This window comes from Proteus columbae, from assembly GCF_002777965.1.
GTDB lineage: Bacteria > Pseudomonadota > Gammaproteobacteria > Enterobacterales > Enterobacteriaceae > Proteus > Proteus columbae.
In genome coordinates this window covers 95,958-122,912 of sequence record NZ_NGVR01000025.1, presented here as the reverse complement: position 1 = coordinate 122,912, position 26,955 = coordinate 95,958, and the positions used below count along the sequence as shown (strand labels likewise).

The window sequence follows — 26,955 nt, the reverse complement described above, 5'->3', positions numbered from 1 at the left end:
GAGTTGTTTTACCGTGGTCAACGTGGCCGATAGTACCAACGTTAACGTGCGGTTTTGAACGTTCAAATTTTTCTTTAGACACGACTATATTCCTTAATATCGCTCCCTCAAGTAGAGGGAGCGTAAACTAAATTGAACTCGAAAGGATCTTATTTCGCTTTACGAGCTTCGATAATAGCCTGAGCGACGTTGCTAGGCGCTTCGTTGTACTTCAAGAACTCCATAGAGTAAGAAGCACGACCCTGAGTTTGTGAACGCAGGTCAGTTGCATAACCGAACATTTCAGCCAGTGGTACTTGAGCACGGATGATCTTACCGGTAGGCAGATCGTCCATACCTTCAACCATACCACGACGACGGTTTAAGTCACCGATAACGTCGCCCATGTAATCTTCTGGCGTTTCAATCTCAACTTTCATGACTGGCTCAAGCAGAATTGGCTTAGCTTTCATGAAGCCGTCTTTAAATGCCATTGATGCGGCAATTTTAAACGCGATTTCTGAGGAGTCAACATCATGGTAAGAACCATAATGTAAACGAGCCTGAATATCCACAACAGGGTAACCTGCTAATGGACCAGATTTCAGCTGTTCTTGAATACCTTTATCAACAGCTGGGATGAATTCTTTAGGAATTACACCACCAACGATGTCGTTGATAAATACATAATTTTGCTCACCACCTGCAGGTAATGGAGATAGGTCGATAACAACATGACCATACTGACCACGACCACCAGATTGTTTCGCGTGCTTACCTTCGATATCAGTTACTGTATCACGAATAGTTTCACGGTAAGCAACCTGTGGTTTACCTACGTTCGCTTCAACTTTAAATTCACGACGCATACGGTCAACTAACACGTCTAAGTGCAGTTCACCCATACCAGCAATGATAGTCTGACCAGTTTCTTCGTCGCTTGATACGCGGAAAGATGGATCTTCCTGAGCCAGACGGTTCAGAGCGATACCCATTTTTTCTTGGTCAGCTTTAGTCTTAGGTTCGATAGCAACAGAGATTACTGGCTCTGGGAATTCCATACGTTCTAAGATGATTGGTGCTTCAATTGCACACAGAGTATCACCTGTAGTCACGTCTTTCAGACCGATAGCAGCAGCGATGTCGCCCGCACGAACTTCTTTAATTTCTTCACGCTTGTTAGCATGCATCTGAACGATACGGCCAAAACGTTCTTTTTTGTCTTTAACCGGATTCAGAACTGTGTCACCAGAGTTAATCACACCTGAGTACACACGGAAGAATGTTAAGTTACCAACAAATGGGTCAGTTGCAATTTTGAATGCCAGTGAAGAGAATGGCTCATCGTCGCTTGAATGACGTTCTGCTGGGGTATCTTTACCGTCTGGTAACATCCCTTTGATAGCAGGTACATCTGTTGGTGCTGGCAGGTATTCAATAACCGCATCCAGCATTGCCTGAACACCTTTGTTCTTAAATGCAGAACCACAGGTAACCAGGATAATTTCGTTATCTAGAACGCGTTTACGCAGAGCAGCTTTGATTTCTGCTTCTGTTAGTTCTTCACCGCCCAGATATTTGTCCATCAGGTCTTCTGATGCTTCAGCAGCAGATTCAACCAGGTTGTTGTGCCATTCTTCAGCTAAATCTTGCAGATCTGCTGGAATGTCTTCGTATTCGAAGGTAACACCTTGGTCTTCTTCACTCCAACGGATTGATTTCATTTTAACTAAATCAACAACACCGGTGAAGTTTTCTTCAGCGCCTACTGGGATTTGCAGTGGAACTGGAACAGCTGCCAGACGTGTTTTGATTTGTTCAACAACACGCAGGAAGTTTGCACCCATACGGTCCATTTTATTAACGAACGCGATACGTGGTACATGATATTTGTTAGCCTGGCGCCATACTGTTTCTGACTGAGGCTGAACACCACCAACTGCACAGTAAACCATAACCGCGCCATCAAGAACACGCATAGAACGTTCTACTTCGATTGTGAAGTCAACGTGTCCTGGGGTGTCGATGATGTTTACACGGTGAGGCTCGAACTGTTTAGCCATACCAGACCAGAATGCAGTAGTTGCTGCGGATGTGATAGTAATACCACGTTCCTGCTCCTGCTCCATCCAGTCCATTGTTGCTGAACCTTCGTGAGTTTCACCAATTTTATGGTTTACACCGGTATAAAACAGAATACGTTCACTTGTAGTGGTTTTACCGGCATCGATGTGCGCACTGATACCGATATTACGGTAGCGTGCTATGGGGGTTTGACGAGCCATTTTTTCCTCTCTCGTGGGCGTTCAATTCAGGTAAAGGACAGCAGAGCTGTCCTGAAAAGAGTTGCGACAACTACTTCGTGGATTACCAACGGTAGTGTGCGAACGCCTTGTTTGCATCTGCCATACGGTGAACGTCTTCACGTTTCTTAACAGCAGCGCCTTTGTTTTCAGCCGCATCAGATAATTCATTTGCCAGGCGAAGAGCCATGGATTTATCACCGCGTTTACGAGCAGCTTCAACAATCCAACGCATTGCTAATGCATTACGACGAACTGGGCGTACTTCAACTGGAACTTGGTAAGTTGAACCACCAACACGGCGGGATTTAACTTCCACAGTAGGACGTACGTTATCTAATGCGATTTCGAACGCTTCCAGTTCAGTTTTGCCTGAACGCTGAGCCAGGGTCTCAAGCGCATTATATACGATAGATTCTGCAGTAGATTTTTTACCGTCTACCATCAGAATGTTTACAAATTTAGCCAGCAGTTCTGATCCGAACTTAGGATCTGGCAGAATTTTACGTTGACCAATTACACGACGACGTGGCATGGAAATACTCCGTTTAAAATTCAGGGTTGTCCAAAACTCAATGAGTTTATTTTGACATTATTGGTGAAAAAATGTTTGGCCTTACTTAACGGAGAACCATTAAGCCTTTGGCTTCTTCACACCGTACTTAGAACGAGCTTGTTTACGGTCTTTAACACCAGAACAGTCCAGCGCGCCGCGAACAGTGTGGTAACGCACACCTGGTAAGTCTTTAACACGACCACCACGGATTAAGATTACGGAGTGCTCCTGCAAGTTGTGGCCTTCACCACCGATGTAGGAAGAAACTTCGAAACCGTTAGTCAAACGAACACGGCATACTTTACGCAGTGCTGAGTTTGGTTTTTTTGGAGTGGTAGTATATACACGAGTACATACGCCACGTTTTTGCGGGCAAGCTTCCAGAGCTGGAACGTTGCTTTTAACAACTTTCGAGCTACGAGATTTGCGTACCAGCTGATTAATAGTTGCCATTTAAAAAAAGCTCCTGGTTTTTGCTTCGTAAACACGGATTTGAACTCTGTCTTGTCAACAAGACAAAACATGAGGACGCAGAATTTTATTGCTGACGGGCTCATGTGTCAAGAATTATACAGCAATTCTACGCTCCCCAATGAATTTGTTGGGGGTGTTTTACCGTTAAATCGACAAAATCACCATAACTGATGAGTTTAATATGATGAGATACTTGATCTTTTAAGCCTCTTGCCAAAACATCATCAATTAATGCGTAAACCGAAATTTGCTGTTGAAGACAATATTTTAATAAAGGATTGTCTTCAAGGACTGCCAGTACACCATCTTGTATTAACAAAACATCATCTTCTTTTGTCAATAAAGATAAAAAAGCCTCTAAATCACTTTGATAAATAGAGACAGAATAAGTATACAACATAACCGTTCAACCTTCCTGACTAACTTCTGTATTAAAAGCGCAATACCACATCATATTCACTCAATTTTTGAGCAATATCTTGTTGGGATATCACTTGTGCATCCAACACAAAAGAAGTTTGAGAGGATAATCCACGATGAGCCATGTCTTTCTGTGATATATAGACGTTTGTCACATCATACAAGGGTAGCACTTTAAATGTTGCAACATGATGACGCGACAACACTCCTTCAGGCTGTTGATTTTCAACAAGTTGAAACACACCATCTGAGATAAAAAAAACACCAATATCTTCTGTTAATGCAGAGGTTGCGAGTAAAGCATCTAAACCTTCTCGCCCTGCACTATTGCCATGAGGTGCTTGAGTAAAAAGGAATGCGATCGAATTCATTTTCTTCATTAAAATTGCACCACACGGGAACAGGTCAACATCGCTTGAGCCAGTGAACCCAAACCACTTAACTCAAATTCAGGTGCCATGTTATAACTATCCATTTCCTGCTCTTTGGCCTGCTGCTCATCGATAATGCCTCTACGTAATGCAGCGGCAACACAAACATGCATAGGAATTTGGTGTTTTATCGCCAAGGTAGCCCACGCTTTAGGAAGATCGAATTCATCATTTGCAGGCGATACCAATTTATTAGCGTTCACAACACCTTCCCGATAGAAGAAGATTTGTGCAATTTGATGCCCTTTTTCAAGAAGAGCATTTGCGAATAAATAGGCACTTGAAGCTTGTTCAGTTCCGTAATGAGGCCCCGTAACCACTAAACAATATGTCAAGGAACTCATAATGTTGCCTTATTCTCCATTTTTAAACTGGCGAATATAGAGATACACCGTATGTTTTGAGATATTTAAGCGGTCTGCAACCTGATTAATGGCATCTTTAATATCAAAAATACCTTTCTCATAAAGGCTTAACACGACTTGTTTATTCTTGGCATTATTCGCGACTTCACGATCATTATTTACTTCTTCAATAGTGAACTCTAATGTTTGAGCCACTAAATCATCAACAGATGAGGCAAAGTTAACATCAGATGCAACTTCATGTGTTTCTTCAGGAATAAAGGTTTTAATTATTTCAGAGAATGGGACATCAAGGTTCATATTAATACACAATAAACCAATGACACGACGTTCACGATTACGAATAGCAATCGTGATTGACTTCATCAATGCACCACTTTTTGCTCTAGTAAAATAAGCCTTTGAAAAACTTGAATCTTCATCTGTGATGTCATGTAACATTTGTAATGCCAAATCGGTAATTGGAGAACCAATCTTACGACCAGTATGTTCTCCATTCGCGATTTTAACCGCTGAACATTTCAAATCTTCCAGAGAGTGCAATACGATTTCGCAATGATTACCGATGAGCATTGCCAAACCATCCACGGCGGCTTCATAGGACTTTAGTACTTCGTGATCAGTTTGAGTAAAAGGTCGGCTATCTAGTTTTTCAAACTCGCTGCTGTCACCATTAAATAACGGGCTAGACATTTGATTATATAATCCTTAAAGGCTTTAATTATGATAATGACTTGAGGTTCTATTTTTTATAACGATTCGTCATTGCGGATCAATTCAATATTAAAAAAATTTAAATATAAAAACAGAATTAAGAACGATTCTGACGTTAGATCGTCAGAAGATCTACGTCAAGTGACTTAGAATAAGAGCTTTGTGATAGGTCACAGCTTTTTTCATTTTTCTTTATATTTTGCACTCATCCCCACTTTTTATTTTTGGAAACTTCCCTTTTTAGGCGCGGGTAGGATAAAGATTGACACTATTGAATAGATTACCTATATTCCAAATTATTATTATTTTAATGAGTGATTAATCCTATGAATACACTGATGATATGCCAATCTCAGCAAACTTCATCAATAATAGGATTAATTTCTGTTGCTTCTATACCTATTGAGATCCTCGCTTCACCACCTCCGCCTGTGAAAGTGGTTGTAGTTAATACAACGGTTGTTGTTGCAACTCACGTTGCTTGATTGATTTACTTAGCTTAAGAACGTACTCAACCAACATCTATATAATGATATATTGTTTACGTTTATTCATTGATATTTTATCAATTAGCTAATAATCACTAAAAATAATCAAGCACTCTTATTGCTTATTTTACAGGTATATCACCATGTACTTACGTCAATATTGGGCAAAATTCGGCCCAACGACATTATTTGTTTTATTGTGGAGCAGCGGCGCTATCTTTTCTCGTTGGGGCTTAGATAATGGTAGCTCATTTGCCATTTTGACTTGGCGTTTTATTATCGCTTTAGCATTTCTCTCTTTTCTATGTATTCAGCGACATCGCTTTTTACCTCCCAAAGGGAGTCGTTTAAAAACGGCATGGGTCGGCTTACTCATTATTGGTGGTTATTCCATCTGTTATCTTTTAGCACTTGCTAATAGCATTACACCGGGAATGTTAGCCACAATTATGGGCGTTCAGCCGATTATTACACTATGGATAATAGAACGTAATTTTACAGCGACACGGCTATTAGGGCTTTTAATCGCCTTGGCTGGATTAGTGTTAGTCGTTGCCCAAAGTTTATTTAATACAGCCCTCTCATTAACGGGAATGATTTATGCGTTAGTTGCACTACTTTGTATGAGCTTTGGTGCAATCTCACAGAAAAAGCTACAATTAGCACCAATGGATGCCCTGCCGCTACAATATGTTGTTAGCCTTGTATTGTGCTTGTTATTTGTACCATTCCAGCCTTTTCATGCCTCATTTGATATTGGTTTTGTCATTCCTGTACTTTGGCTTGCCGTGATCATTTCTGTTGTTGCTCAATTGCTACTATACCGCTTACTCACAACAGGTAATTTAGTTAACGTCACTAGCTTATTTTATTTAGTACCTGGCGTGACAGCATTAATGGATTACATCTTCTTAGGTAATAAAATGTCTTGGCTGAGTTTAGCTGGAATGGGGGCAATTATTGTGGGCTTGCTGTTTGTTTTTAAAAAACCCAAAGCCATTATTGTAGAAGAGGCAGTAGACTAACACTATGCGCACTATGCATTAATAAATGAAGCGCTATATATATTAGAAATAAAAAATGCTGACATCAATGTCAGCATTTTTTTAGTGAGATTTAGAGATAAATGAATTATTTATCGCTTTCAACACTCAGTAATTCAACTTCAAAGACTAATGTTGAGTTAGCTGGAATACCACTTGTTGCACGTTGTCCGTAGCCTAATTCTGGTGGAATAACTAACTTGATCTTACCGCCTTCTTTGATGTACTTCATACCTTCAGTCCAGCCAGGAATAACGCTTTTCAGGCTAATTGTCAGAGGTTCGTTACGATCATAAGAGCTATCAAATTGTTTACCATCAATCAGCATGCCTTTGTAATTCACAGTAACGCGATCAGCATCTGTCGGTGTTTTACCTTTACCCGGATTTTCAACTAAATACAGTAAACCTGATTTAGTTTTTACCACACCTTTTTCAGCGGCAAACTCTGTACGGAATTTATCGCCCGCAGTTTTGTTCTCAGTCGCTTCTTTTTCCATTTTTGCTGTTGCAGCAGTACGTACTTGATCTTCAAAAGCTGCTAACGTTAATTCAATTTCAGAGTCTGATAATTTTGATTTACTATTAAATGCATCCTGAACACCTGCTAACAGTTGTTTAGAATCTAAAGTAATACCAATATTTTTTTGTTCTTGTAATGCAGCTTCCATATAGCGACCCATCGACGCGCCTAACGCATAGGCATTTTGCTCATTTTGAGTTTTAAATGCGCTATTTAGTGTTGGCACTTTAGCTGCTTCTTCAGCGAATGCATGAGGTGCGCTGAATGCGAAAGCTAAACTGGTTGCCAGCAACGTCGTTTTTAATAAAGATTTCATCCCATTCTCCAGTATATGTTAGTGAGTCGCTACGTTTTACAAACGATCATCATAGATCATCGCTTAAACGTTTTGCATCACTTTTGCTGTCGTTGCGGTATATACTCATCCGCAGGTAGCAATTTTATATGAATTTAAAAAATTTGCCGACACCCTTAACAGTTAATGTTAGGATTTTTGTCAGCACAGAGTGCTATCACATTAGCAAAATAGTCTTTTATCTCAAACCAGATTTATGTCTTCCTGTGTATATATCAGTAAATAAGATTAAATTTCGCGAGTTTGTTAATCATATTCGTCGTAATAGGACATTTTAAAGGAGGAAAAACACAATGGATATTAAGGAAGTAGAGCGATTGCTCATTCAATTAGAAAGCAAAGTTGCTTTCCAAGACGCGACTATTGAAGAATTAAATCAGGTGGTCACACAGCAGCAAATTGAAATCAGTCGTTTTAAAGAAGCCTTAAAAATTGTTTCTGAGCGCCTAAAAAATTCTCAAACATCAATACTAGCTAGACCTGAGGATGAAACGCCTCCACCTCACTATTAAGCCGTCGTTCGCTGTTAATATCAAAACTGAAAACAAAAAAGGAGCGCTTAAACGCTCCTTTTGATCTTTTCAAAGAAAGATTAGTGCTGGCAACCACAACCGCCATTGCCGTGACCGTGGCCACCATGACCATGACCGCCACCACCGCAGCATCCACCTTCTTCACCGTGTGAATGACCATGACCGTGACCGTGACCACCGCCACAGCATCCGCCTTCTTCACCGTGACCGTGGCCACCACAACATTCGTGCTCTTCTTCTTCACCGTGTACGTGGCCGTGAGCTAATTCTTCTTCAGTCGCTTCACGAATTGCAACGATTTCAACATGAAACTTCAGGTTTTGACCTGCTAACATGTGGTTACCATCAACGATAACTTCGTCACCTTCAATACCTGTGATTTCTACTGGTACTGGACCTTGATCGGTATCAGCAAGAAAACGCATACCAACTTCTAACTCATCAACGCCCACAAAAACATCTTTCGGTACGCGTTGAACTAAGTTTTCGTCGTATTGACCATATGCATCATCAGAAGCAACTTCTACGTCGAATTTTTCACCGACTTCGCGGCCTGTTAATGCATTTTCTAAACCACTGATTAAAGAACCACGGCCATGCAGATAGTCTAACGGTGCGCTCACCGTGGACTCATCAACTAAAACACCGTCTTCTGATCTTACTTGATAAGCCAGACTAACTACCAAGTCGTTTGCTACTTTCATGACATCTCCTACATACCCGTGGGCAAAATTTTCCCGATTGTAACGAAAAATAAATCTTCTGTATCGGGTTATATCAAAAAACCTACAATTATTGTGGTGTAAAGATCCCAATGACTTGTTCATTTTCACGAACAAGTGAGTTAACTTCACCCTCTGTTTGCCGTTGCTGATGGCCACATTTTGCACATTCCACAATATCCACTTTATCTTCACGCCACATTTTAAGTGTATCTTGAGCTTGACAGTGTGGACACACGGCTCCTGCGATAAAGCGTTTACGGGTTGCAGACATGGGGTCAATTCTCCTATTTATCAATAGATTTTTTTTCTTTATGTATTTGAGGAATGTCTTCTGTTAAAGATTCATCCCAAATATCAGGTTGATGGTGCTCTTGACGAATTTCTTCACTAAAGAGCTCCTCAAGTTCTCGTCTCGCTTCTTTTACTCGTGAAACGTTAGAAACTTCTTCAGGAGATTCATCCACCAGCTTTCTCAATAAGTTAATATCCAAACGACGAAAATGCTGTTGTGCCCGATAAGCTTGATGGGGATGCATGCCTAATTCAATTAACGTTTTACGTCCTAATTCTAAGGCGCTAGAAAATGTTTCTCGGCTAAAATCTGTCACACCTGCTTTGAGCAATTCATGAGCTTCAACACGCCCTCTTGCCCTTGCAATAATATGCAAGTTAGGAAAATGATGTTGGCAAAGATGAACGATTTCCATCGTAGCTTCAGGTTCATTGCAGGTGATAACAATAGTTTTAGCATGCTCAGCACCGGCAGCGCGCAATAGATTGAGATCGGTTGCATCACCGTAATAAACTTTATAGCCATATTTACGCATGGTGCTTATGCTTCCAACATCATGCTCTAATACCGTGACGTTAATTTTGTTCGCCATTAGCAAACGCCCTACAACCTGTCCCATTCGACCAAACCCGACAAGAATGACCTCTGGGTGGTTATTTTCAACAAAGGGCTGTTCGTCCGTTTTAGCTTCATTATAACGACGAGCAAACACAGCGTCTGTCATTTGCATCACAAGAGGCGTTGTCATCATAGAAAGTGTGACAACAACCAACAATAACGCCATTTGCTGACTATCTAATACGCCCATTGCCATAGATGTCGAGAAAACAACAAACGCAAATTCCCCGCCTTGGCTTAATACAGCTGAGAATTGTAAACGCGTGGAAAAGCGTAATCTGGCTAACCAAGCAATACTATAAAGTATCAATGCCTTCACAATAACCAGAACTAAGACGCCCAATAATACTTGTGGAAGATAACGCCATAAAATGCCGATATCTAAAGACATACCAACAGAGATAAAAAAGAGTCCTAAAAGTAGACCTTTAAAAGGTTCAATGGAGATCTCTAATTCATGTCGATATTCTGAATCTGCCAACAATACTCCCGCAATAAAGGTTCCCATCGCCATTGAAAAACCTAGGGTTTCCATAAAAATAGCAGCACCTAAGACAACAAGTAGCGCAGCCGCTGTAAAAACTTCCCTTACTCCAGATTTCACAACTAAGCGTAAGAGTGGACGTAATAAATAACGACCACAAATCAGCAGCCCAGCAAAAGCAGCAACTTTCACGCCAATACGATACCAATCACTGCTTGCCGTTTCTCCGGCTAACAAAGGAATAACAGCAAGGATAGGAATAACCGCCATATCTTGGAAAAGTAAAACAGCAAAACCTAATTGCCCACCTTCATTATGATTCATTCCTTTCTCGTTCATCAGTTGCAATGCCATCGCAGTTGAAGACATCGCAATACCTAATCCACCAATAACGGCTGCCTGCCATGAGAAAGAAGTAAAAACGAGAATGAGTCCTGAAAAAATAGAGGCGGTTAATACCACCTGCATTGAACCAACACCAAAAATGGCTCGTCTCAATTCCCATAACTTGGCTGGATTTAATTCCAAACCAATAAGGAACATTAAAAAGACCACACCTAATTCAGCAAAATGTAAGATGTTATCGACATCTTTAAACAGCCCTAATCCCCAAGGTCCAATGGCAATACCAGCAATTAAATAACCGAGTACTGCACCAATTTTAAGACGTTGTGCAATAGGCACCATAACTACGGCAGCACACAGAAAAAAGAGCACAGCTTTAATCATCCAATTATCTTCCATTAAGCTTGCTCCCCTTCAAGTGGCGCACTTAACCAATGGCGATAAGCTTCACCAATATGAGTCAGTGTTGTTTTAGATTGTTGTCTTGCTGAATACACAATCATTGGTGATAACCAGCGCATACCACACATTTCTGCCATTAATTCAAAGGGACGTAATAATTCTGTGAGTGTGTAGTGATTCTTACCATCATGTTGATAAGCCTGCTCAGGCTCTCCCGTTGTAATAACACAACGAAATGACTTACCCTTTAATTGCGCTCTACCTGCTTTGTTAGCAAATGGACGAGTTAACACTCTATCTTGCCACTCTTTTAATAATGCAGGGCAACTATATGTTTGCAATGGAAATTGAAAAACAATCACTTGGTGTTTACACAACAAGGATTGTTCATGGTGTATATCAATAAAAAAATCAGGATAAGTAGCGTATAAATCATGGATAGTTATATTCTCTAAATCCCTCACCGCTTTTAATAACGCTTTATTAGCGATTGATTGGCGCGGCTCAGGATGAACATACACCAGCAATACATTTGATGCGTTTGACATCATTCCTCCTTACAAAACGTGTCAGAAACTGTTTTTTCCGTTACCATGCACGCATTGTGACCAACTGTTACGAACAACTTACTCTATATATTAATTTACATACTCTTAATAGACGATATTTATGATTGTTTTTTCTTCTTTGCAAATTCGCCGTGGTGTCAGAGTGTTGCTGGACAATGCCAGTGCAACCATTAATCCAGGGCAAAAAATTGGTCTAGTCGGTAAAAATGGCTGTGGCAAAACCACATTACTTTCTTTATTGAAAGGAGAACTTCAAGCTGAAGCAGGCAATGTCACCTATCCTAGTACATGGTCAATGGCATGGGTTAACCAAGAAACACCGGCACTTGACGTACCTGCTATTGATTATGTTATTGATGGTGATAGAGAATACCGCCAGTTAGAACAACGATTACAAAAAGCTAACGAGATAAACGATGGCCACGCTATTGCACTGATACACGGACAATTAGATGCCATTAATGCATGGACAATACAATCTCGAGCAGCGACCTTACTGAATGGTTTAGGTTTTAGCCAACAACAGCTTAATGAACCTGTAAAATCATTTTCAGGTGGTTGGAGAATGCGTTTAAACTTAGCACAAGCGCTGATTTGTCGATCAGACTTACTGCTACTCGATGAACCCACTAACCACTTAGATTTAGATGCTGTTATTTGGCTAGAAAAATGGCTAAAAAGCTACACAGGCACACTTATTTTAATTTCCCATGACCGTGATTTTCTTGATCCTATCGTGGATAAAATCTTGCATATTGAGCAAGAAAAAATATTTGAATATTCGGGTAACTACTCTTCGTTTGAAATGCAACGTGCAACCAAACTCGCACAACAACAAGCTTTGTTTGAAAATCAACAAGCCAAAATTGCACACTTACAGAGTTTTATAGATAGATTTAAAGCGAAAGCGACAAAAGCAAAACAAGCTCAAAGCCGTGTAAAAATGCTTGAACGAATGGAACGCGTCGCTCCTGCTCATTCAGATAACCCATTCCAATTTAGTTTCCGCCAACCTGAAAGCTTACCTAATCCTCTTTTATCAATGGAGAAAGTCAGCGCGGGTTACGGTGAAAAAGTTATTCTTAATGATATCAAACTCAATTTAGTTCCCGGCTCACGTATTGGATTATTAGGACGAAATGGTGCAGGTAAATCAACACTGATTAAATTACTTGCAGGCGAAATTCAACCGTTACAGGGAAAATTGGCGCTTTCTAAAGGTATTAAACTTGGTTATTTTGCCCAACATCAATTAGAGTTTTTGCGCTCTGATGAATCGGCATTACAGCATTTAACCCGCTTAGCACCCAAAGAAACTGAACAAAAATTACGTGATTACTTGGGGGGGTTCGGTTTCCATGGCGATAAAGTCACGGATGCTTGTGGTCAATTTTCTGGCGGTGAAAAGGCACGTTTAGTCCTATCACTTTTAGTTTGGCAACGTCCTAATTTGCTATTAATGGATGAACCAACAAACCACCTTGATTTAGATATGCGCCAAGCACTGACCCAAGCTTTAATTAGCTTTGAAGGGGCAATTGTTGTTGTATCGCATGATAGGCATTTATTACGCTCTACCACTGATGATCTCTATCTTGTACACGATGGCCAAGTTGAACCATTTGATGGCGATCTTGATGACTACCAACAATGGTTAGTTGATCAAAATCGTCAAGAGACTCAGGCAAATAAAAGCCAACAAGATAACAACAATACCACGACAACCGCCAATTTAAGTGCCCAAGATAAAAAAGAGCAAAAACGCAAAGAAGCTGAGTTTAGACAACAAACCCAGCCTTTACGCAAGAAACTCACAACATTAGAAAGCAAAATGGATAAATTAAGCCAAGAGCTTAATGATATCGAAACCGCTCTTTCTGATAGTGGTATTTATGATACTAGCCGTAAAAATGAGCTATCTGATTGCTTAAGCCGACAAGGTATTGCGAAATCCGCACTAGAAGAAGTTGAAATGGAGTGGATGGAATTACAAGAAACACTGGAAGAAATGACAAACACATTTGAAGCTCAGTAATACAACGTAATTCATTAAAAAAGGAACTATTTTAAGTGAAATAGTTCCTTTATTTTTGCCCTTTAATTCATTCTTAAAATTTATACAATTCATTTCACTTATGGTATTTATATCATTTTACAATAGCACGATTTACACAAAACATAATCTCACTCTATCTAGCAATAACCCAATAAAAATAACAATATAATGTTTATTTTCTACCTATTTATATTAAGTAAGGGAAATAAATTCTTTCACGCTAAAGTTTTTAACATTCCAGCCGAATTAATCATTCTGCTAAGTGGACCTCCCACTTACCAACGAAAAGACAAAGCTAATAGGTAGGGTTATGTTAAAACGAATTAAAATCTCTCAAGGTTTAATGTGTGTCCTGACTCTGTTTTGTATTATTCAGATCATTTCTGGAGTACAAAGTATTCACGATGCCTACCAAACTCAAAATACTCTTAAAAGAATTTCATACAGTTTCGATCAACTACGCACCATGGATAATACCTATGCGGAGTTGAATACATTACGTACTGATATTATTGCACAAGCATTTAGTTATATTTCAAATCCTCAAGCCGAGGATGCAAACATCACCACATTTATGCAAACTATGCCTGCGCGTAAAGCGCAAGTTGATGCATTGATGAATGAGTATGTTGAGCTATCCGCGCAAACAGGTTTCGATCAGCAACGCATGGCGCAGATCAAACAGCTCTATCAAAAGAGCCGAGCTGATCTTGATTTACTGGCGCAGTATTTAAGCGAACGTAATACTAACGCGGTTCGTTTAATTTTAAAAAGCCCAGCAAACACTAATTTCACGAATTCATTGTATGAAGCCACAGACTTTATTACCGATGAAGTTGTTAACCCTTCAGTGATTGAAGCAGAAGATAATTACCACAGCATGTTGTGGATAGCATCTCTCTTTATGGGTATCTTCCTCATCTTTACCACCTTAGTTCTTATTTGGATCCGCAAATACATTATTGTGCGCATTAACCAAATGATCACCTATCAAGAAACGATTGCTAAAGGTGATTTAGTCAGCCGCATTGATAGCGATATTTCAGGTAAGACTGAAATCGATCAGCTCATGCTTGGCTTACAGCAAATGCGTGCTCAATTAAAAGAGATGGTAAGCTCTATTCGAAATACTAGTGCAACTATTTACACTGGTGTACAAGAGATTGCTGCGGGTAATAATGACTTATCGAGCCGAACTGAAGAGCAAGCCAGCGCATTAGAAGAAACGGCATCCAGCATGGAACAAATGACCGCAACTATTCGTAATAACACGGAAAGCGCTCGTGAAGTAACAGAGCTCGTTATGAGCACTGCCGACATTGCCGTTCAAGGTGGTGAGCATAGTAATAAGATGGTCATGACAATGACTGACATTGCCGATCGCTCACAAAAAATTGGTGAAATTACTGCAGTTATTGATGATATTGCTTTCCAAACCAATATCTTAGCCCTTAACGCTGCTGTTGAAGCGGCAAGAGCAGGCGAACAAGGTCGTGGTTTCTCTGTTGTTGCCAGTGAAGTTCGCAACTTAGCACAGCGCAGTGCAGAAGCGGCGAAAGAGATCAAAGAGCTTATTGAATCGACAATATTACGTGTTAGACAAGGTAATGATCTTGTCGAACAAGTTAGCTTATTAATGGGTGAGATTGTTACATCTGTTAATCATGTCTCGGGTTCGATGAAAGAAATTTTGTCTGCATCAGAAGAGCAAACGCGTGGTATTGCACAAATCAGCCTTGCTGTTAATGAGATGGACAAAGCAACTCAGCAAAATGCGGCGATGGTTGAACAATCAACGGCTGCTTCTGCCACATTAAGTGAACAAGCAAGTATGTTGGATATGATTGTGAATACATTTAAAGTTGAGCATGAAAAAGTTGCACCAGCTAAAGCCAAATTGCCAGCATTCTCAGCTAAATCACAAGACACTGAAACACTTAAAACACCAACAATTAAAACCAATAATCATGAAATAGACGATAATTGGGAAAGTTTTTAATTATCTCTCTCACACAACATCGTGAAAGAGAGCAGTGTAGAAAATAATCCAGAACATATAACAAAACCTCTCCCTACCATACTCCCAGTAATTTTTCTGGGAGTATTTCTGATCTCACCGCACATAAACACAAAAAAACAGATCGTTTTTCATACGAAATAAAAGAGTTTTTTAAGAAATATTAAGAGTATTTGTGAAATCGATAATTTTATTTTACTTAACATAAGATAAAAAGATAAATAAAAATAAAATACTGCTTATTATCGTTTTAATATTCAACAAAACATTATTAATATTTATATTTAAACAATTAACACAAAAAATAAGTAAGATAATATACTTATAGATTATTCTATTAATCATTAGAGAATTTTAGCCATTAGCTGACAATTAAAGCTAAAAAAAGAAATATAAGTCGTCTTTACTATCAAACAGAGTAGAAAAGGTAAAGTTTTTAAATATTGAGCCGAATAAGTTTAATTGATAAATAGTTATCGCTCCTTGCTGTGTGTCCTACAAACCAATTAAATAGGTAAGGCTATGCTGAAACGAATAAAAATATCTAATGGCTTAATGTTTATCTTAATACTGTTTTGCGCCATTCAACTTTTTTCTGGTGCAATGAGTATCCGTGACGCGAGTTTAACAAATAAGCGGATCTCACAATTAGCGAATGGTTTTGAACAGATAAAAACGATGGATTATGGTTATGCTGAGTTGAATAAATTACGTGAAGATATGCTAAATGTTATGTTTGAAGCTCATCTCACACCCGATATTGCAGAAAATAAAATCTCTGATTTCCTTTCCTCTTATCCCAAAAGAAAACAAGAAGTTATACGTATTATTACCGCATACTTCACTGCGACTGAAGACGCAGATTTTGATCCCGAAAAAATAGAGAGTATGAAAAAGCTCTTTAATCGTGTGCTTTACGATCTTGACCAACTTGCATCATGTTTAGAGATCCGCGATTACTACGGTTTTCAATCTCTTTATGCACATAATACCAATGAACGTTTCACTCAATCCCTTTATGAAGCAACAGATTACCTCAGTGATAACGTTGTTACTCACGCAATAGAAGCAGCTCAAGGTAATTATGAACGTACCTTGGTCTTAGCTTTTGTCTTTATGTTTGTTTTTATTCTTTTTACTGTCCTTGTTGTATTGTGGATACGCCGAAATATTGTTTTACGTATCAATCAAATTGTCGATTATATGTCGGAAATTTCACAAGGAAATTTATTAGAAAATAAAGATGTCACAGCAAAAGGAAATAATGAAATCGACCAATTAATTACAGGTATTCAATATATGCGTACCGAACTGTCATTAATTGTGAATGCGATCCGAGGAACAAGTCATCATATTTATACTGGTGTTCAAGAGTTATCCGCAGGAAATACCGATCTTTCTTGTCGTACCGAAGAGCAAGCAAGTGCATTAGAGGAAACGGCATCAAGTATGGAACAACTCACAGCAACAGTGAGAAATAATACAGAAAGTGCACGTGAAGTTTCACACCTTATCAGTCAGACTTCCAATATTGCCAGCAAAGGAGGCGATGTCACCAATAGAATGGTGAAAACGATGACTGACATTGCTGATAGCTCACAAAAAATTGGTGAAATCACTGCTGTTATCAATAGCATCGCTTTTCAAACCAATATTTTATCATTAAATGCTGCGGTTGAAGCCGCCAGAGCGGGCGAGCAAGGTCGAGGTTTCTCAGTAGTTGCTACCGAAGTCAGGGAATTGGCACAGCGCAGTGCCGAAGCTGCAAAGGAAATTAAAGAGTTAATTGATGCCTCTATTAGCCGTGTTCGCCATGGTAATGATCTTGTTGAACAAGTTAGCATTTCTATGGGCGAAATACTGACATCCGTAAAACATGTTGAAGATTCAATGACTGAAATTTTATCTGCATCAGAAGAGCAAACTCGAGGCATTACTCAAGTCTCTCTTGCAGTCACTGAAATGGATAAAGCAACACAGCAAAATGCGGCTATGGTTGAACAATCTTCCGCTGTTGCCAGCCTATTGACTGAAGAAGCAGGTAATCTTGAACAAATCGTTGAACAGTTTAAAACGGCTGAAAGTGAACAGTTCAATAAAAAGGCACAACACAAAGTAATAGAAAAACAGTTCTCATCTGAAACATCACTACATACAAAAAATGAGAAGATAAAAAATACAGTCAAAGATGAAGTGAAAGAGAGAAAATCGGCAAAAGGAACAGCAACTGTAAATGACGGTGAGGATGATGATTGGACAAGCTTTTAAACCATTGATTTGATCATGATAAAAACGTGATTTAGAAAAACACAAAGACACCTATTTTTAGTAGGTGTCTTTTTCTTTTACTTGTTAAATAATGACAAATTAATGAAATACATTGATTGCACTAACTAAGTAGTTAGTTTGTACTTTCATTTCACCTGAAATCATTGAGGCTTTCGAAACATAATTCGCATTTTCATGCGTAATCGATTCCAATTTTTCAACAGCGCGACCAAGCTCTTTTAAACCTGCACTTTGCTCTGATGATGCAAGACTGATTTCACCAATTAAATCGGTCACATTTTTAACATGCACCACAATATCTTCCATTGTTCCGACTGTTTCATTGACTTGCTTTGAACCGACTTTGATATTGCTACTTGAAGCATTGATCAATGCTTTGATCTCTTTTGCTGCTTCTGCACTGCGCTGTGCCAATTCCCTGACTTCGGTAGCAACTACTGAGAAACCTCGACCTTGCTCGCCCGCTCTTGCCGCTTCTACGGATGCATTAAGTGCAAGGATATTTGTTTGGAAGGCAATACTATCAATAACACCAATGATATTACTAATACGATCAGAGCTTTTCGCAATATCATTCATTGTAGTAACGATATTATCCATTGCACTACCTCCTTTTATCGCTGCCTCACAAGTGATATTAGAAAGATTGTTTGCCTGCCCTGCCGTTTCACTATTACTGCTTACCGCAGTTGTTAATTCATTCATCGTTGAAGCGGTTGCTTCGACATTGCTGGCAGTTTGCTCTGTTCTCACATATAGATCACGATTACCTGCGGCTAATTGATCACAAGAGATATCGACTTGATGAATTTGATGACTCACATCACTAACCAACCAACGGAACATTCGTCCTAATTGATTAACTGAACGCTGTGTCATGCCCACTTCATCAATGCGATTTATATATGTAACGTTATGTTCATCGCCAGTTGCAACTCGATTCGCTTGCTCATTAAGTAATCTAATTGGCTTAACAATCTGAAAATACAGAATACGTTCATTTGCCATCAGTAATACCAGCAAAATCGCAATATGCACAAAAAGAGCATAACCCGATAAACCAGCAAACCATGCACTTAACAACATAAAAGGTAAGGGCAAGAGGATAAAAAGACGGAGTCGTTTTTTTAATGAAATTGTTTGATTCCATGAGCGCCAACGTTGCCATCCTTTATAAACAAAAGCGCCTTTTAAAAACGTGTGTGAAGGATATTTACCTTGATTAAATGCGGCATAAAGTGCTGAGGCTTGTGCTATTTCCTCTTTTTTTGCAGCAGTCCTTACCGACATAAAACTTTGAATTTTCCCCTGACGTATAATCGGGGTGATATTCGCTCTTACCCAATAGTAATCCCCATTTTTACGCCGATTCTTCACTATCCCGGTCCAAATTTCTCCTTGCTTTAACGTTTTCCACATATCCTTAAAGACTTCTGAAGGTATATCTGGATGTCGGACAATATTGTGGGGTTGTCCCACAAGTTCTTCCACTGAAAACCCACTGGCTTCGACAAAGTCCTCATTGGCATAAATAATATTGCCATCAAGATCTGTCGTCGACATCAGTGTTGCGTTTTCAGATACCGGGTATTCTCGCTGTGTCACCGGTTGATTGTTACGCATTAGTTACTCTCCTCGACATTGAAATTAAAACATCTCAACAAAAAAAGACTGCCTAAATAACTATCGTTTCGGCCGTTAGGAGAATAACTTTAGTAATAAGTGTAAATACCTACATTTAAATATTAGTTTTTTGAATCAGTTCAAAATTTTTAATTATCCAGGCTATTAATTAATGCCTGTGAACTTAGCACTAATGTCTTCGCACACTCATCACGTTTCTTTAATAACGCCATAAAAATAAGGTCAGTTATCGTGTTTTGTGCTGTACGTGAAGAGATTGAAGCGCTTCGCCACTCACCTTCATCCGCAATTGTTTCTAATATATAATCAGAAATTCTTCCTAATGGAGAGTGTTTTTCTCCTGTAATAGCAATGATTTTTGCTCCCTGTTTTTTAGCCACAGAGGCCGCAACTAACATATCTTTCCTTTTGCCACTATAAGAAATAACTATCTGTAAATCCTTTGAACTTAACATTTGAGCAACAGATATCTGAACATGATGATCTGTTTCAATCAGAGTTGTTATTCCTATTTTCTGTAGTTTATAACTTAAGTCTCTTGCAACTAACCCTGAACCACCAATACCAATAATCTGAACTCGCTGAGCCTCATCAATAAGCTGGATCACCTTTTCAAAATGAAGGTAATTAATTTGGCGAGTGGTATCACTGATAGAATTATTCTTTTCTTGAGCAAGTTTTTGAGCTATTACAACTAAGCTATCTTCAGAGCCAATCTGATTATGTAATATATTAGGATCCTGTCCAGTATTTGCATTTTTTCGCCCAAGATCTTCACTAATTGCAAGTTTCAAAGAAGGAAAGCCTTTGAATCCAATTTTTTGGCTAAATTTAACAATAGCTGATTGACTCACACCCATTGTTTCAGCAAGTTGCTGTGATGAAAGAGTGACCGTTTTTTCTGGGTTCTCTAAAATATAATCCGCTATTTTACGTTGATTTGTCGCCATACCAGGCTTGATCCACGCAATCTTCGTTAATGTTGGCATAATAACATTATCCACTTCGAGTACTGTATTGTTATATATGGGATCATTCTTGATAAAGAGTTTAATACCTAAAGTTATTTAGTTTTTCAGAATAAAATCAATTAAAAACAAAAAATGAACCATAATGAATTATAAAAACAGTAATATTTTTATTAAAATACTTACTTTTATAATTGTTTTATAATTATCTTTTCTATCCGCTTTTGTTCATTATTCACTATATTCTATAATACTTAATTTCTTTTTTTCCAATCTTTAATAATAATTTATTCTTTTTGGTCAATAAGAGAATATTGATTCAACTTATATATATTCAAAGATATTGCGTTTTTAAACATTTCTATTAAGTTAATAACACAATAAAAACAGTTTAAAAACATATGCATGATAAAAACTTCTTTAATTACAATCAGTAAAAAGGAATAAATAATTCCTATCTATTATAATTATTTTTCATCTTAAAGTATAAATAGAGGTAAGCGAACAAGTTAAATAGTTACGTTAATAGGAGACAATAAATTTTTATTCCCTCCTTATATAAAAGAGTACTTTAACATAAATACCAATGATAACAGGCGATCATAGATCTCTCTTTTGATAGATTAATACTCTTTTTTTGATACAGATTAAGAAATATCATTTCAACCAAACTTAAAAAAACATCACTAAAATCAAGAAAGTTAAGTTATCTATTGATTTATAACTATTTTTAATTCACTCTATCCAAATCAAAGGTACGCAGAGTGCCGTTAATAATCCCATTGAAATATTAAAAACAAACCAAGATCGCCTGCTTTGTAAAAACAGACTAATTAATGTTCCGCCTAATATCCAAACAACACCAGCAACGAAATTAACAATGATCATAACAATACTAATAGCAATAACAGAGCTAAAATAAGCATCACCTGATAAACTAAAGCTTCCTACTGCACCTAATCCCATCATCCACGCTTTTGGATTTAGAAATTGTAATAATCCCCCCTGAAACCAGCTTACTGTTTGGGGTGTTTTTGCTGGAATATCTAAACGCTGATAAGATGATGTTGCTGTTTTCCAAGCAAGCCAAAGCAGATATGCACTCCCAACTATTTTCAATCCGATATGCAGTGCAGGATAAATTATCAATAATGCAGCAACACCAAATGCAGAACTCAATAAAACGCATTGCATACCCAGCATAATACCAGCCATCAGCTTTAATGAGCTTTTAAAACCGACATTAGCGCCTGATGAAGTAAGTAATAAGTTGTTGGGTCCAGGCGTGATAGCTGCAATAAACAGGAAAATAGCTAACGATGAAATCAGACTAATTGTCATTATAAGTGCTCAAAGATGTGACAGATGTTTTATTTTCACCGAAAATAGCAGTATGTTATTTAGCAAACAAGTGTTAATTCATTTTGATAGACGGAAAATATGTCTCAATACTTTAATCCAATGCGTTGGGCTAAAAATCCACATTTACAAACGCTCTTACCAAGAATTGTACGTAGGACGCCACAACTTACACCATATTGGCAACGACTCAATCTACCAGACAACGATTTTGTCGATTTAGCCTGGAGTGAAGATCCGACAACGGCACTCAATAAGCCACGCTTAGTCATTTTTCATGGCTTAGAAGGTGGATTTAGTAGCCCTTATGCTCACGGCATGTTAGCTGCAGCAAAAGAGAGGGGCTGGCTAAGCGTTGTAATGCACTTTAGAGGATGTAGTGGTGAACCGAATAGACAAAACCGTATTTATCACTCAGGTGAAACGGAAGATGCTCGCTACTTCTTAAATTGGTTGAAAAAGGAATTTGGTGAGCAACCAACAGCCGCCGTTGGCTATTCTCTTGGTGGAAATATGCTTGCCTATTATCTTGCAGAAAGCGGTGAAAATGCGGTTGTAGATGCCGCCGTTATTGTCTCTGCGCCATTAATGCTAGAACCATGCTCAACAAAAATTGAACATGGCTTTTCTCGTTTTTATCAATGGTATCTATTAAAAGAGCTGAAAAATAACGCGACACGGAAGCTGGTTCGCTATCCTGAATCATTACCAATTAGTTTGTTGACGATAAAATCCATTAAAAAACTACGTCAATTTGACGATTTAATTACCTCTAAAATCCATGGATTTAAAGATGCGTTAGATTATTATCGCCAATGCAGTGCATTGCCTTTATTAAATAAAATAAAGAAAACAACACTGATTATTCACGCTAAAGATGATCCTTTTATGTCTGCGGATGTTATTCCTGATATCACAACCTTACCCAATAACATTGAATATCAACTCACTGAGTTTGGTGGGCATGTTGGCTTTGTGAGTGGAAAACTATCTAAGCCCGTGATGTGGCTTGAAAGCCGAATACCTGACTGGTTATCCGCTTATTTGGAGAAAACCAAATGATAATTCCTTGGAATGAGCTTTCCACAGAGACACTTGATAATCTTATTGAAAGTTTTGTTTTACGAGAAGGCACTGATTATGGTATCCAAGAGAAAACGCTTGAACAAAAAGTCGCCGACGTAAAAAAACAACTTAAATCCGGTGAAGCCGTATTAGTCTGGTCAGAACTTCATGAGAGCGTCAATATTATGCCGGCATCGCAGTTTCGCTCTGGTTAGTTATGCAAAGCAAGCGATGTATCGCCATCAAATAAGGGCCAACCTTATTTAGCAAAAGGATAACCTATGTCAATCAAGCATCCTATCATCGCAGTGACTGGCTCAAGTGGCGCAGGAACTACCACAACAAGCCAAGCTTTTCGTAAAATATTCCAACAACTCAATGCAAATTCTGCATTGATTGATGGAGATAGTTTCCATCGCTATACCCGCCCTGAAATGGATATGGCGATAAGAAAAGCCAGAGAACAAGGTAGACATATCAGTTATTTTGGCCCTGAAGCAAATGATTTTAGCTTACTGAGTAAAACCTTAAGTCAATATAGTGATACAGGGCAAGGTCAGTCTCGCAAGTATCTACACTCTTATGATGAAGCCACTCCCTACAACCAATTACCAGGTACATTTACACCTTGGGAGCCTTTGCCGAATAATACCGATGTTCTCTTTTATGAAGGATTACACGGGGGCGTTGTCACCAATGAGCACAATGTCGCACAACATGTTGATTTATTGGTCGGTGTTGTTCCTATCGTAAACCTAGAGTGGATACAAAAGCTTATTCGAGACACCACAGAAAGAGGACACTCACAAGAGGCGGTAAGAGATTCGGTTGTACGCTCAATGGATGATTATATTAGCTATATTATTCCCCAATTCTCACGCACTCACATTAACTTCCAACGCGTTCCGACGGTTGATACTTCAAACCCTTTTTCTGCCAAAGCAATTCCCACGCTCGATGAAAGCTTTATTGTTATTCGTTTTCGAGGCTTAACCGATATTGATTTTCCCTATTTATTGGCGATGTTGCATGGGTCATTTATGTCAACAATAAATACTATTGTTGTACCGGGTGGGAAATTAGGATTAGCGATGGAATTAATTATGGCACCATTAGTCAAAAAATTATTAAATGGCGAAAAGATAAGTTAACCAGAAAAAATTTATCTCTATAAAAATAATATCCCATTAATTAAGGGATATTATTTTTCAAATTAAACTTTATTTTAAAATATCAAAATTAGTCAGCATCTTTTATTTCAAATGAATGCGTAATATTGGCTGCTTTTCCTAGCATTAAAGAAACAGAACAATATTTTTCTGCGGATAATTGAACCGCTCGTTCTACGATTTTATCTGTTAATTCTTTACCTGAAACAATAAAATGTAAATTGATATCAGTAAACAAACGAGGGGCTTCTTCGCGTCGTTCTGATGTTAATTTTACTTCGCAATCAGTCACTTGGTGACGACCTTTACGTAAAATGCTGACAACATCAATAGCGCTACACCCACCCGCAGCAATTAAGACCATTTCCATTGGGCTTGGTGCTTTATCACCAGAATTTCCATCCATCATGATTTGATGGCCAGATGAAGACTCACCGACAAAAGATAAATCTTCTACCCACTTAACTCTCGCTTCCATTTATTTTCCCCTAAAGATGACAGAAACTAAAAGAGTACATTCTCATAATTCAACTAGCAATTAGCAAATAGGTTTATTATGCTGACTGCGTAAAACGAGACTTAATGCACTAATTGTGTTAAAAACAATATCTGCTTGATGATAGTGGTTAAGATCAATGCATTATTTTCTCATTTATTATAATCTACTCCATATTAACTTACCGTGTTCTCAGGAAGTTAATAGGTAAAGATAGGATTTTTAAGCACGCTGTCTCAAAAGGGAACCTATCCGTTTTGAAAGGCTGCATTTAACGTACAGAGGATAACGCGAATGGTTCTCGGCAAGCCGCAAACAGACCCGACTCTTGAATGGTTTTTGTCACACTGCCATATTCACAAATATCCATCCAAGAGCACGCTGATCCACCAAGGTGAGAAAGCGGAAACACTTTATTATATTGTTAAAGGTTCCGTGGCTGTTCTTATTAAAGATGAAGAAGGAAAAGAAATGATCCTCTCCTACCTAAATCAGGGGGATTTCATCGGTGAACTTGGATTATTTGAAGAAGATCAAGAACGTAGTGCATGGGTTAGAGCAAAAACAGCCTGTGAAGTAGCAGAAATTTCCTATAAAAAATTCCGCCAATTAATTCAGGTTAACCCTGATATTCTGATGCGCCTTTCTGCTCAAATGGCGAACAGATTACAAACGACATCAGAAAAAGTAGGTAACCTTGCTTTCCTTGATGTAACAGGTCGTATTGCACAAACCTTATTAAACTTAGCAAAACAACCCGATGCAATGACGCATCCTGATGGCATGCAAATTAAAATTACACGTCAGGAAATTGGTCAAATCGTTGGTTGTTCACGCGAAACTGTAGGCCGTATTCTGAAAATGCTGGAAGATCAAAACTTGATCTCCGCACACGGTAAAACTATCGTCGTTTACGGAACTCGCTAAGTTTCCCCGCTCGAATAAACAATAGCCCATAAAAGGGCTATTGATATACATTTTGTGTGTAAACCCCATCCTCGTTGATGGGGTTTTTAGTCAATACTGCCCTTTTACAAATTCCGCTATAGCCGCTTTTAATGCCACCATTCCTTCTTGTAACTCTTCTTGGGTAATAATTAGCGATGGTGTAAAACGCATCACATCGGCTCCTGCGTTTAACATCATTAAGCCATGTTTGGCAGCAAGACCGAGTAACTCTTTGGCTTTGCCTTCATATTGTGGTGCCAATTGCGCACCAATCAATAAACCTTGCCCACGTATTTGCGAAAAGACATTGTACATTTGATTGATTGCCGCCAGTTCATCGACAATCCATTGATAGCGCTTTTCTACTCCCTCAAGTACCTCAGGTGTATTAATTAAATCAAATGCAACATTACCCACGGCACAAGCTAATGGATTGCCACCATAAGTTGTACCATGCGTTCCTACACCCATTGCAGAAGCTATCTCATGTGTTGTTAACATCGCACTGAGTGGAAAACCACTTCCTAGCGCTTTTGCGGTTGTAATAATGTCTGGCGTCACATCATAGTTCATATAGGCGAAAAGCTTGCCTGTACGCCCCATACCTGTTTGTACTTCATCAAGGACAAGCAGAGCTTGATGCTTATCGCACAATTCACGTAGCCCTCTCATAAACTCAGGTGTTGCCGCAGTTACGCCACCTTCCCCTTGAACTGGCTCTAAAATAACAGCACAAGTGTGATCGTCTATTACTGCTTTAACAGCCTCTAAGTCATTAAAAGGAACGTGCACGATATCTGCAGGCTTAGGGCCAAAACCATCTGCATATTTAGGTTGTCCACCAACAGATACTGTAAACAGTGTTCTGCCATGGAATGCATGGTGAAAAGCAATAATTTTAGTTTTATAAGGACTATGGCGAGTGATGGCATAATGACGAGCCAATTTAAATGCTGCTTCATTCGCTTCTGCGCCTGAATTGGCAAAGAAGACACGTTCTGCAAATGTGTTATCTATTAATTTTTTTGCTAAGCGCAATGCAGGTTCATTAGTAAAAATATTACTAACATGCCAAAGTTGTTCGCTTTGTTCTTTCAAGGCTTGATTAAGCGCAGGATGAGCATGCCCCAGTGCTAAAACAGCAATACCACCAGCAAAATCAATATACGATTTTCCCTGCTGATCCCAAACACGGCTACCCATCCCTTTGACAGGAATAAATTCTGCGGGTGAATAAATTGGCAACATTACTTGATCGTAAGTTGCCCGGTTGATGCTTTGCTTTGTCATTACCCCACCTGATCGTTATTCATATTCAATATGAAA

At 38.7% G+C, this 26,955-nt stretch carries 27 protein-coding genes and 1 pseudogene; 10 read left to right on the top strand and 18 right to left on the bottom strand.

Features of this window, described 5'->3' with window-relative positions; genetic code table 11:
* The 8 genes and pseudogenes from CBE70_RS13405 to CBE70_RS13370 all read right to left on the bottom strand — a co-directional run.
* Window positions 1-82 (bottom strand): annotated as a pseudogene (locus CBE70_RS13405) (GTP-binding protein); the annotation flags it as partial.
* A 67-nt stretch (window positions 83-149) separates the two neighbouring features.
* Window positions 150-2,264 (bottom strand): elongation factor G, encoded by a 2,115-nt coding sequence (gene fusA, locus CBE70_RS13400; protein WP_100159733.1) that lies wholly within the window; start codon window positions 2,262-2,264, stop codon window positions 150-152.
* Window positions 2,265-2,346: 82 nt separating this feature from the next.
* A complete protein-coding gene (gene rpsG, locus CBE70_RS13395; protein ID WP_004246897.1) occupies window positions 2,347-2,817 on the bottom strand; it encodes a 30S ribosomal protein S7 in 471 nt (156 codons plus the stop codon).
* A 99-nt stretch (window positions 2,818-2,916) separates the two neighbouring features.
* Window positions 2,917-3,291 (bottom strand): 30S ribosomal protein S12, encoded by a 375-nt coding sequence (gene rpsL, locus CBE70_RS13390; protein ID WP_004236497.1) that lies wholly within the window; start codon window positions 3,289-3,291, stop codon window positions 2,917-2,919.
* Window positions 3,292-3,418: 127 nt separating this feature from the next.
* Entirely contained in the window at window positions 3,419-3,712 is a 294-nt protein-coding gene (gene tusB / locus CBE70_RS13385) for a sulfurtransferase complex subunit TusB (RefSeq protein WP_100159732.1), read from the bottom strand.
* Window positions 3,713-3,743: 31 nt separating this feature from the next.
* Window positions 3,744-4,112, bottom strand: a complete 369-nt coding sequence (tusC, locus tag CBE70_RS13380; protein WP_100159731.1) for a sulfurtransferase complex subunit TusC — start codon at window positions 4,110-4,112, stop codon at window positions 3,744-3,746.
* On the bottom strand, window positions 4,112-4,507 hold the full coding sequence (gene tusD / locus CBE70_RS13375) for a sulfurtransferase complex subunit TusD (protein WP_100159730.1): 396 nt from the start codon (window positions 4,505-4,507) through the stop codon (window positions 4,112-4,114). Before tusD ends, tusC begins: the two co-directional genes overlap by 1 nt.
* A gap of 9 nt (window positions 4,508-4,516) precedes the next feature.
* Window positions 4,517-5,221: a helix-turn-helix transcriptional regulator gene (locus CBE70_RS13370; RefSeq protein ID WP_069369616.1), complete on the bottom strand. Its 705-nt coding sequence runs from the start codon at window positions 5,219-5,221 to the stop codon at window positions 4,517-4,519.
* Window positions 5,222-5,568: 347 nt separating this feature from the next.
* Between CBE70_RS13370 and CBE70_RS18295 the strand changes: the two genes are divergently transcribed.
* Together CBE70_RS18295 and CBE70_RS13365 are read left to right on the top strand one after the other, a co-directional pair.
* The gene (locus CBE70_RS18295; protein WP_157926010.1) at window positions 5,569-5,727 is read left to right on the top strand and encodes a hypothetical protein; all 159 of its coding nucleotides are present in this window, start codon (window positions 5,569-5,571) and stop codon (window positions 5,725-5,727) included.
* A 146-nt stretch (window positions 5,728-5,873) separates the two neighbouring features.
* Window positions 5,874-6,755 (top strand): DMT family transporter, encoded by an 882-nt coding sequence (locus CBE70_RS13365; RefSeq protein WP_100159729.1) that lies wholly within the window; start codon window positions 5,874-5,876, stop codon window positions 6,753-6,755.
* Window positions 6,756-6,861: 106 nt separating this feature from the next.
* Here CBE70_RS13365 and fkpA read toward each other — a convergent pair whose 3' ends face one another.
* Window positions 6,862-7,611: an FKBP-type peptidyl-prolyl cis-trans isomerase gene (gene fkpA, locus CBE70_RS13360; RefSeq protein WP_099075947.1), complete on the bottom strand. Its 750-nt coding sequence runs from the start codon at window positions 7,609-7,611 to the stop codon at window positions 6,862-6,864.
* Between the two features lie 332 nt (window positions 7,612-7,943).
* Between fkpA and CBE70_RS13355 the strand changes: the two genes are divergently transcribed.
* The gene (locus CBE70_RS13355) at window positions 7,944-8,162 is read left to right on the top strand and encodes a SlyX family protein (RefSeq protein WP_023583298.1); all 219 of its coding nucleotides are present in this window, start codon (window positions 7,944-7,946) and stop codon (window positions 8,160-8,162) included.
* 80 nt (window positions 8,163-8,242) lie between these two features.
* Here CBE70_RS13355 and slyD read toward each other — a convergent pair whose 3' ends face one another.
* The 4 genes from slyD to kefG form a co-directional block, all read right to left on the bottom strand.
* Window positions 8,243-8,887, bottom strand: coding sequence for a peptidylprolyl isomerase (gene slyD, locus CBE70_RS13350; protein WP_098941721.1), 645 nt, complete (start codon window positions 8,885-8,887; stop codon window positions 8,243-8,245).
* An 88-nt stretch (window positions 8,888-8,975) separates the two neighbouring features.
* A complete protein-coding gene (locus CBE70_RS13345; RefSeq protein WP_036914399.1) occupies window positions 8,976-9,179 on the bottom strand; it encodes a YheV family putative zinc ribbon protein in 204 nt (67 codons plus the stop codon).
* 13 nt (window positions 9,180-9,192) lie between these two features.
* The gene (gene kefB, locus CBE70_RS13340) at window positions 9,193-11,046 is read right to left on the bottom strand and encodes a glutathione-regulated potassium-efflux system protein KefB (RefSeq protein WP_100159728.1); all 1,854 of its coding nucleotides are present in this window, start codon (window positions 11,044-11,046) and stop codon (window positions 9,193-9,195) included.
* Window positions 11,046-11,597: a glutathione-regulated potassium-efflux system ancillary protein KefG gene (gene kefG, locus CBE70_RS13335; protein ID WP_098941719.1), complete on the bottom strand. Its 552-nt coding sequence runs from the start codon at window positions 11,595-11,597 to the stop codon at window positions 11,046-11,048. The genes kefB and kefG overlap by 1 nt, the downstream gene beginning before the upstream one ends.
* A gap of 121 nt (window positions 11,598-11,718) precedes the next feature.
* On the opposite strand from kefG, the gene CBE70_RS13330 reads away from it, so the two are divergent.
* The 3 genes from CBE70_RS13330 to CBE70_RS13320 all read left to right on the top strand — a co-directional run bounded on the left by CBE70_RS13330 (window position 11,719) and on the right by CBE70_RS13320 (window position 17,959).
* The gene (locus CBE70_RS13330; protein WP_100159727.1) at window positions 11,719-13,653 is read left to right on the top strand and encodes an ABC transporter ATP-binding protein; all 1,935 of its coding nucleotides are present in this window, start codon (window positions 11,719-11,721) and stop codon (window positions 13,651-13,653) included.
* Between the two features lie 331 nt (window positions 13,654-13,984).
* Window positions 13,985-15,673 (top strand): methyl-accepting chemotaxis protein, encoded by a 1,689-nt coding sequence (locus tag CBE70_RS13325; protein WP_100159726.1) that lies wholly within the window; start codon window positions 13,985-13,987, stop codon window positions 15,671-15,673.
* 540 nt (window positions 15,674-16,213) lie between these two features.
* On the top strand, window positions 16,214-17,959 hold the full coding sequence (locus CBE70_RS13320; protein WP_100159725.1) for a methyl-accepting chemotaxis protein: 1,746 nt from the start codon (window positions 16,214-16,216) through the stop codon (window positions 17,957-17,959).
* A 99-nt stretch (window positions 17,960-18,058) separates the two neighbouring features.
* Here the strand turns inward: CBE70_RS13320 and CBE70_RS13315 are convergent, their stop codons facing one another.
* The 3 genes from CBE70_RS13315 to CBE70_RS13305 all read right to left on the bottom strand — a co-directional run bounded on the left by CBE70_RS13315 (window position 18,059) and on the right by CBE70_RS13305 (window position 21,933).
* Window positions 18,059-19,603 carry a methyl-accepting chemotaxis protein gene (locus CBE70_RS13315; RefSeq protein WP_100159724.1) on the bottom strand — a complete coding sequence of 515 codons (1,545 nt, stop codon included), beginning with the start codon at window positions 19,601-19,603 and terminating at the stop codon, window positions 18,059-18,061.
* A 149-nt stretch (window positions 19,604-19,752) separates the two neighbouring features.
* Complete coding sequence (locus CBE70_RS13310) at window positions 19,753-20,613, bottom strand: SIS domain-containing protein (RefSeq protein ID WP_100159723.1); 861 nt, start codon at window positions 20,611-20,613, stop codon at window positions 19,753-19,755.
* Between the two features lie 714 nt (window positions 20,614-21,327).
* Window positions 21,328-21,933, bottom strand: a complete 606-nt coding sequence (locus CBE70_RS13305; RefSeq protein ID WP_100159722.1) for a LysE family translocator — start codon at window positions 21,931-21,933, stop codon at window positions 21,328-21,330.
* 99 nt (window positions 21,934-22,032) lie between these two features.
* Here CBE70_RS13305 and CBE70_RS13300 point away from each other — a divergent pair, with 99 nt between their 5' ends.
* The 3 genes from CBE70_RS13300 (at window position 22,033) to CBE70_RS13290 (ending at window position 24,167) form a co-directional block, all read left to right on the top strand.
* On the top strand, window positions 22,033-23,013 hold the full coding sequence (locus tag CBE70_RS13300) for a hydrolase (RefSeq protein WP_100159721.1): 981 nt from the start codon (window positions 22,033-22,035) through the stop codon (window positions 23,011-23,013).
* Window positions 23,010-23,231, top strand: a complete 222-nt coding sequence (locus CBE70_RS13295) for a YheU family protein (RefSeq protein ID WP_023583288.1) — start codon at window positions 23,010-23,012, stop codon at window positions 23,229-23,231. The genes CBE70_RS13300 and CBE70_RS13295 overlap by 4 nt, the downstream gene beginning before the upstream one ends.
* A gap of 66 nt (window positions 23,232-23,297) precedes the next feature.
* Complete coding sequence (locus tag CBE70_RS13290; protein WP_023583287.1) at window positions 23,298-24,167, top strand: phosphoribulokinase; 870 nt, start codon at window positions 23,298-23,300, stop codon at window positions 24,165-24,167.
* An 88-nt stretch (window positions 24,168-24,255) separates the two neighbouring features.
* Here the strand turns inward: CBE70_RS13290 and CBE70_RS13285 are convergent, their stop codons facing one another.
* Entirely contained in the window at window positions 24,256-24,663 is a 408-nt protein-coding gene (locus tag CBE70_RS13285) for an OsmC family protein (protein ID WP_023583286.1), read from the bottom strand.
* Window positions 24,664-24,975: 312 nt separating this feature from the next.
* On the opposite strand from CBE70_RS13285, the gene crp reads away from it, so the two are divergent.
* On the top strand, window positions 24,976-25,608 hold the full coding sequence (gene crp, locus CBE70_RS13280) for a cAMP-activated global transcriptional regulator CRP (protein ID WP_004246872.1): 633 nt from the start codon (window positions 24,976-24,978) through the stop codon (window positions 25,606-25,608).
* A 90-nt stretch (window positions 25,609-25,698) separates the two neighbouring features.
* On the opposite strand, the gene argD is transcribed toward crp, so the two are convergent.
* A complete protein-coding gene (argD, locus tag CBE70_RS13275) occupies window positions 25,699-26,919 on the bottom strand; it encodes a bifunctional acetylornithine/succinyldiaminopimelate transaminase (protein WP_100159720.1) in 1,221 nt (406 codons plus the stop codon).
* Window positions 26,920-26,955: the final 36 nt, after the last annotated feature.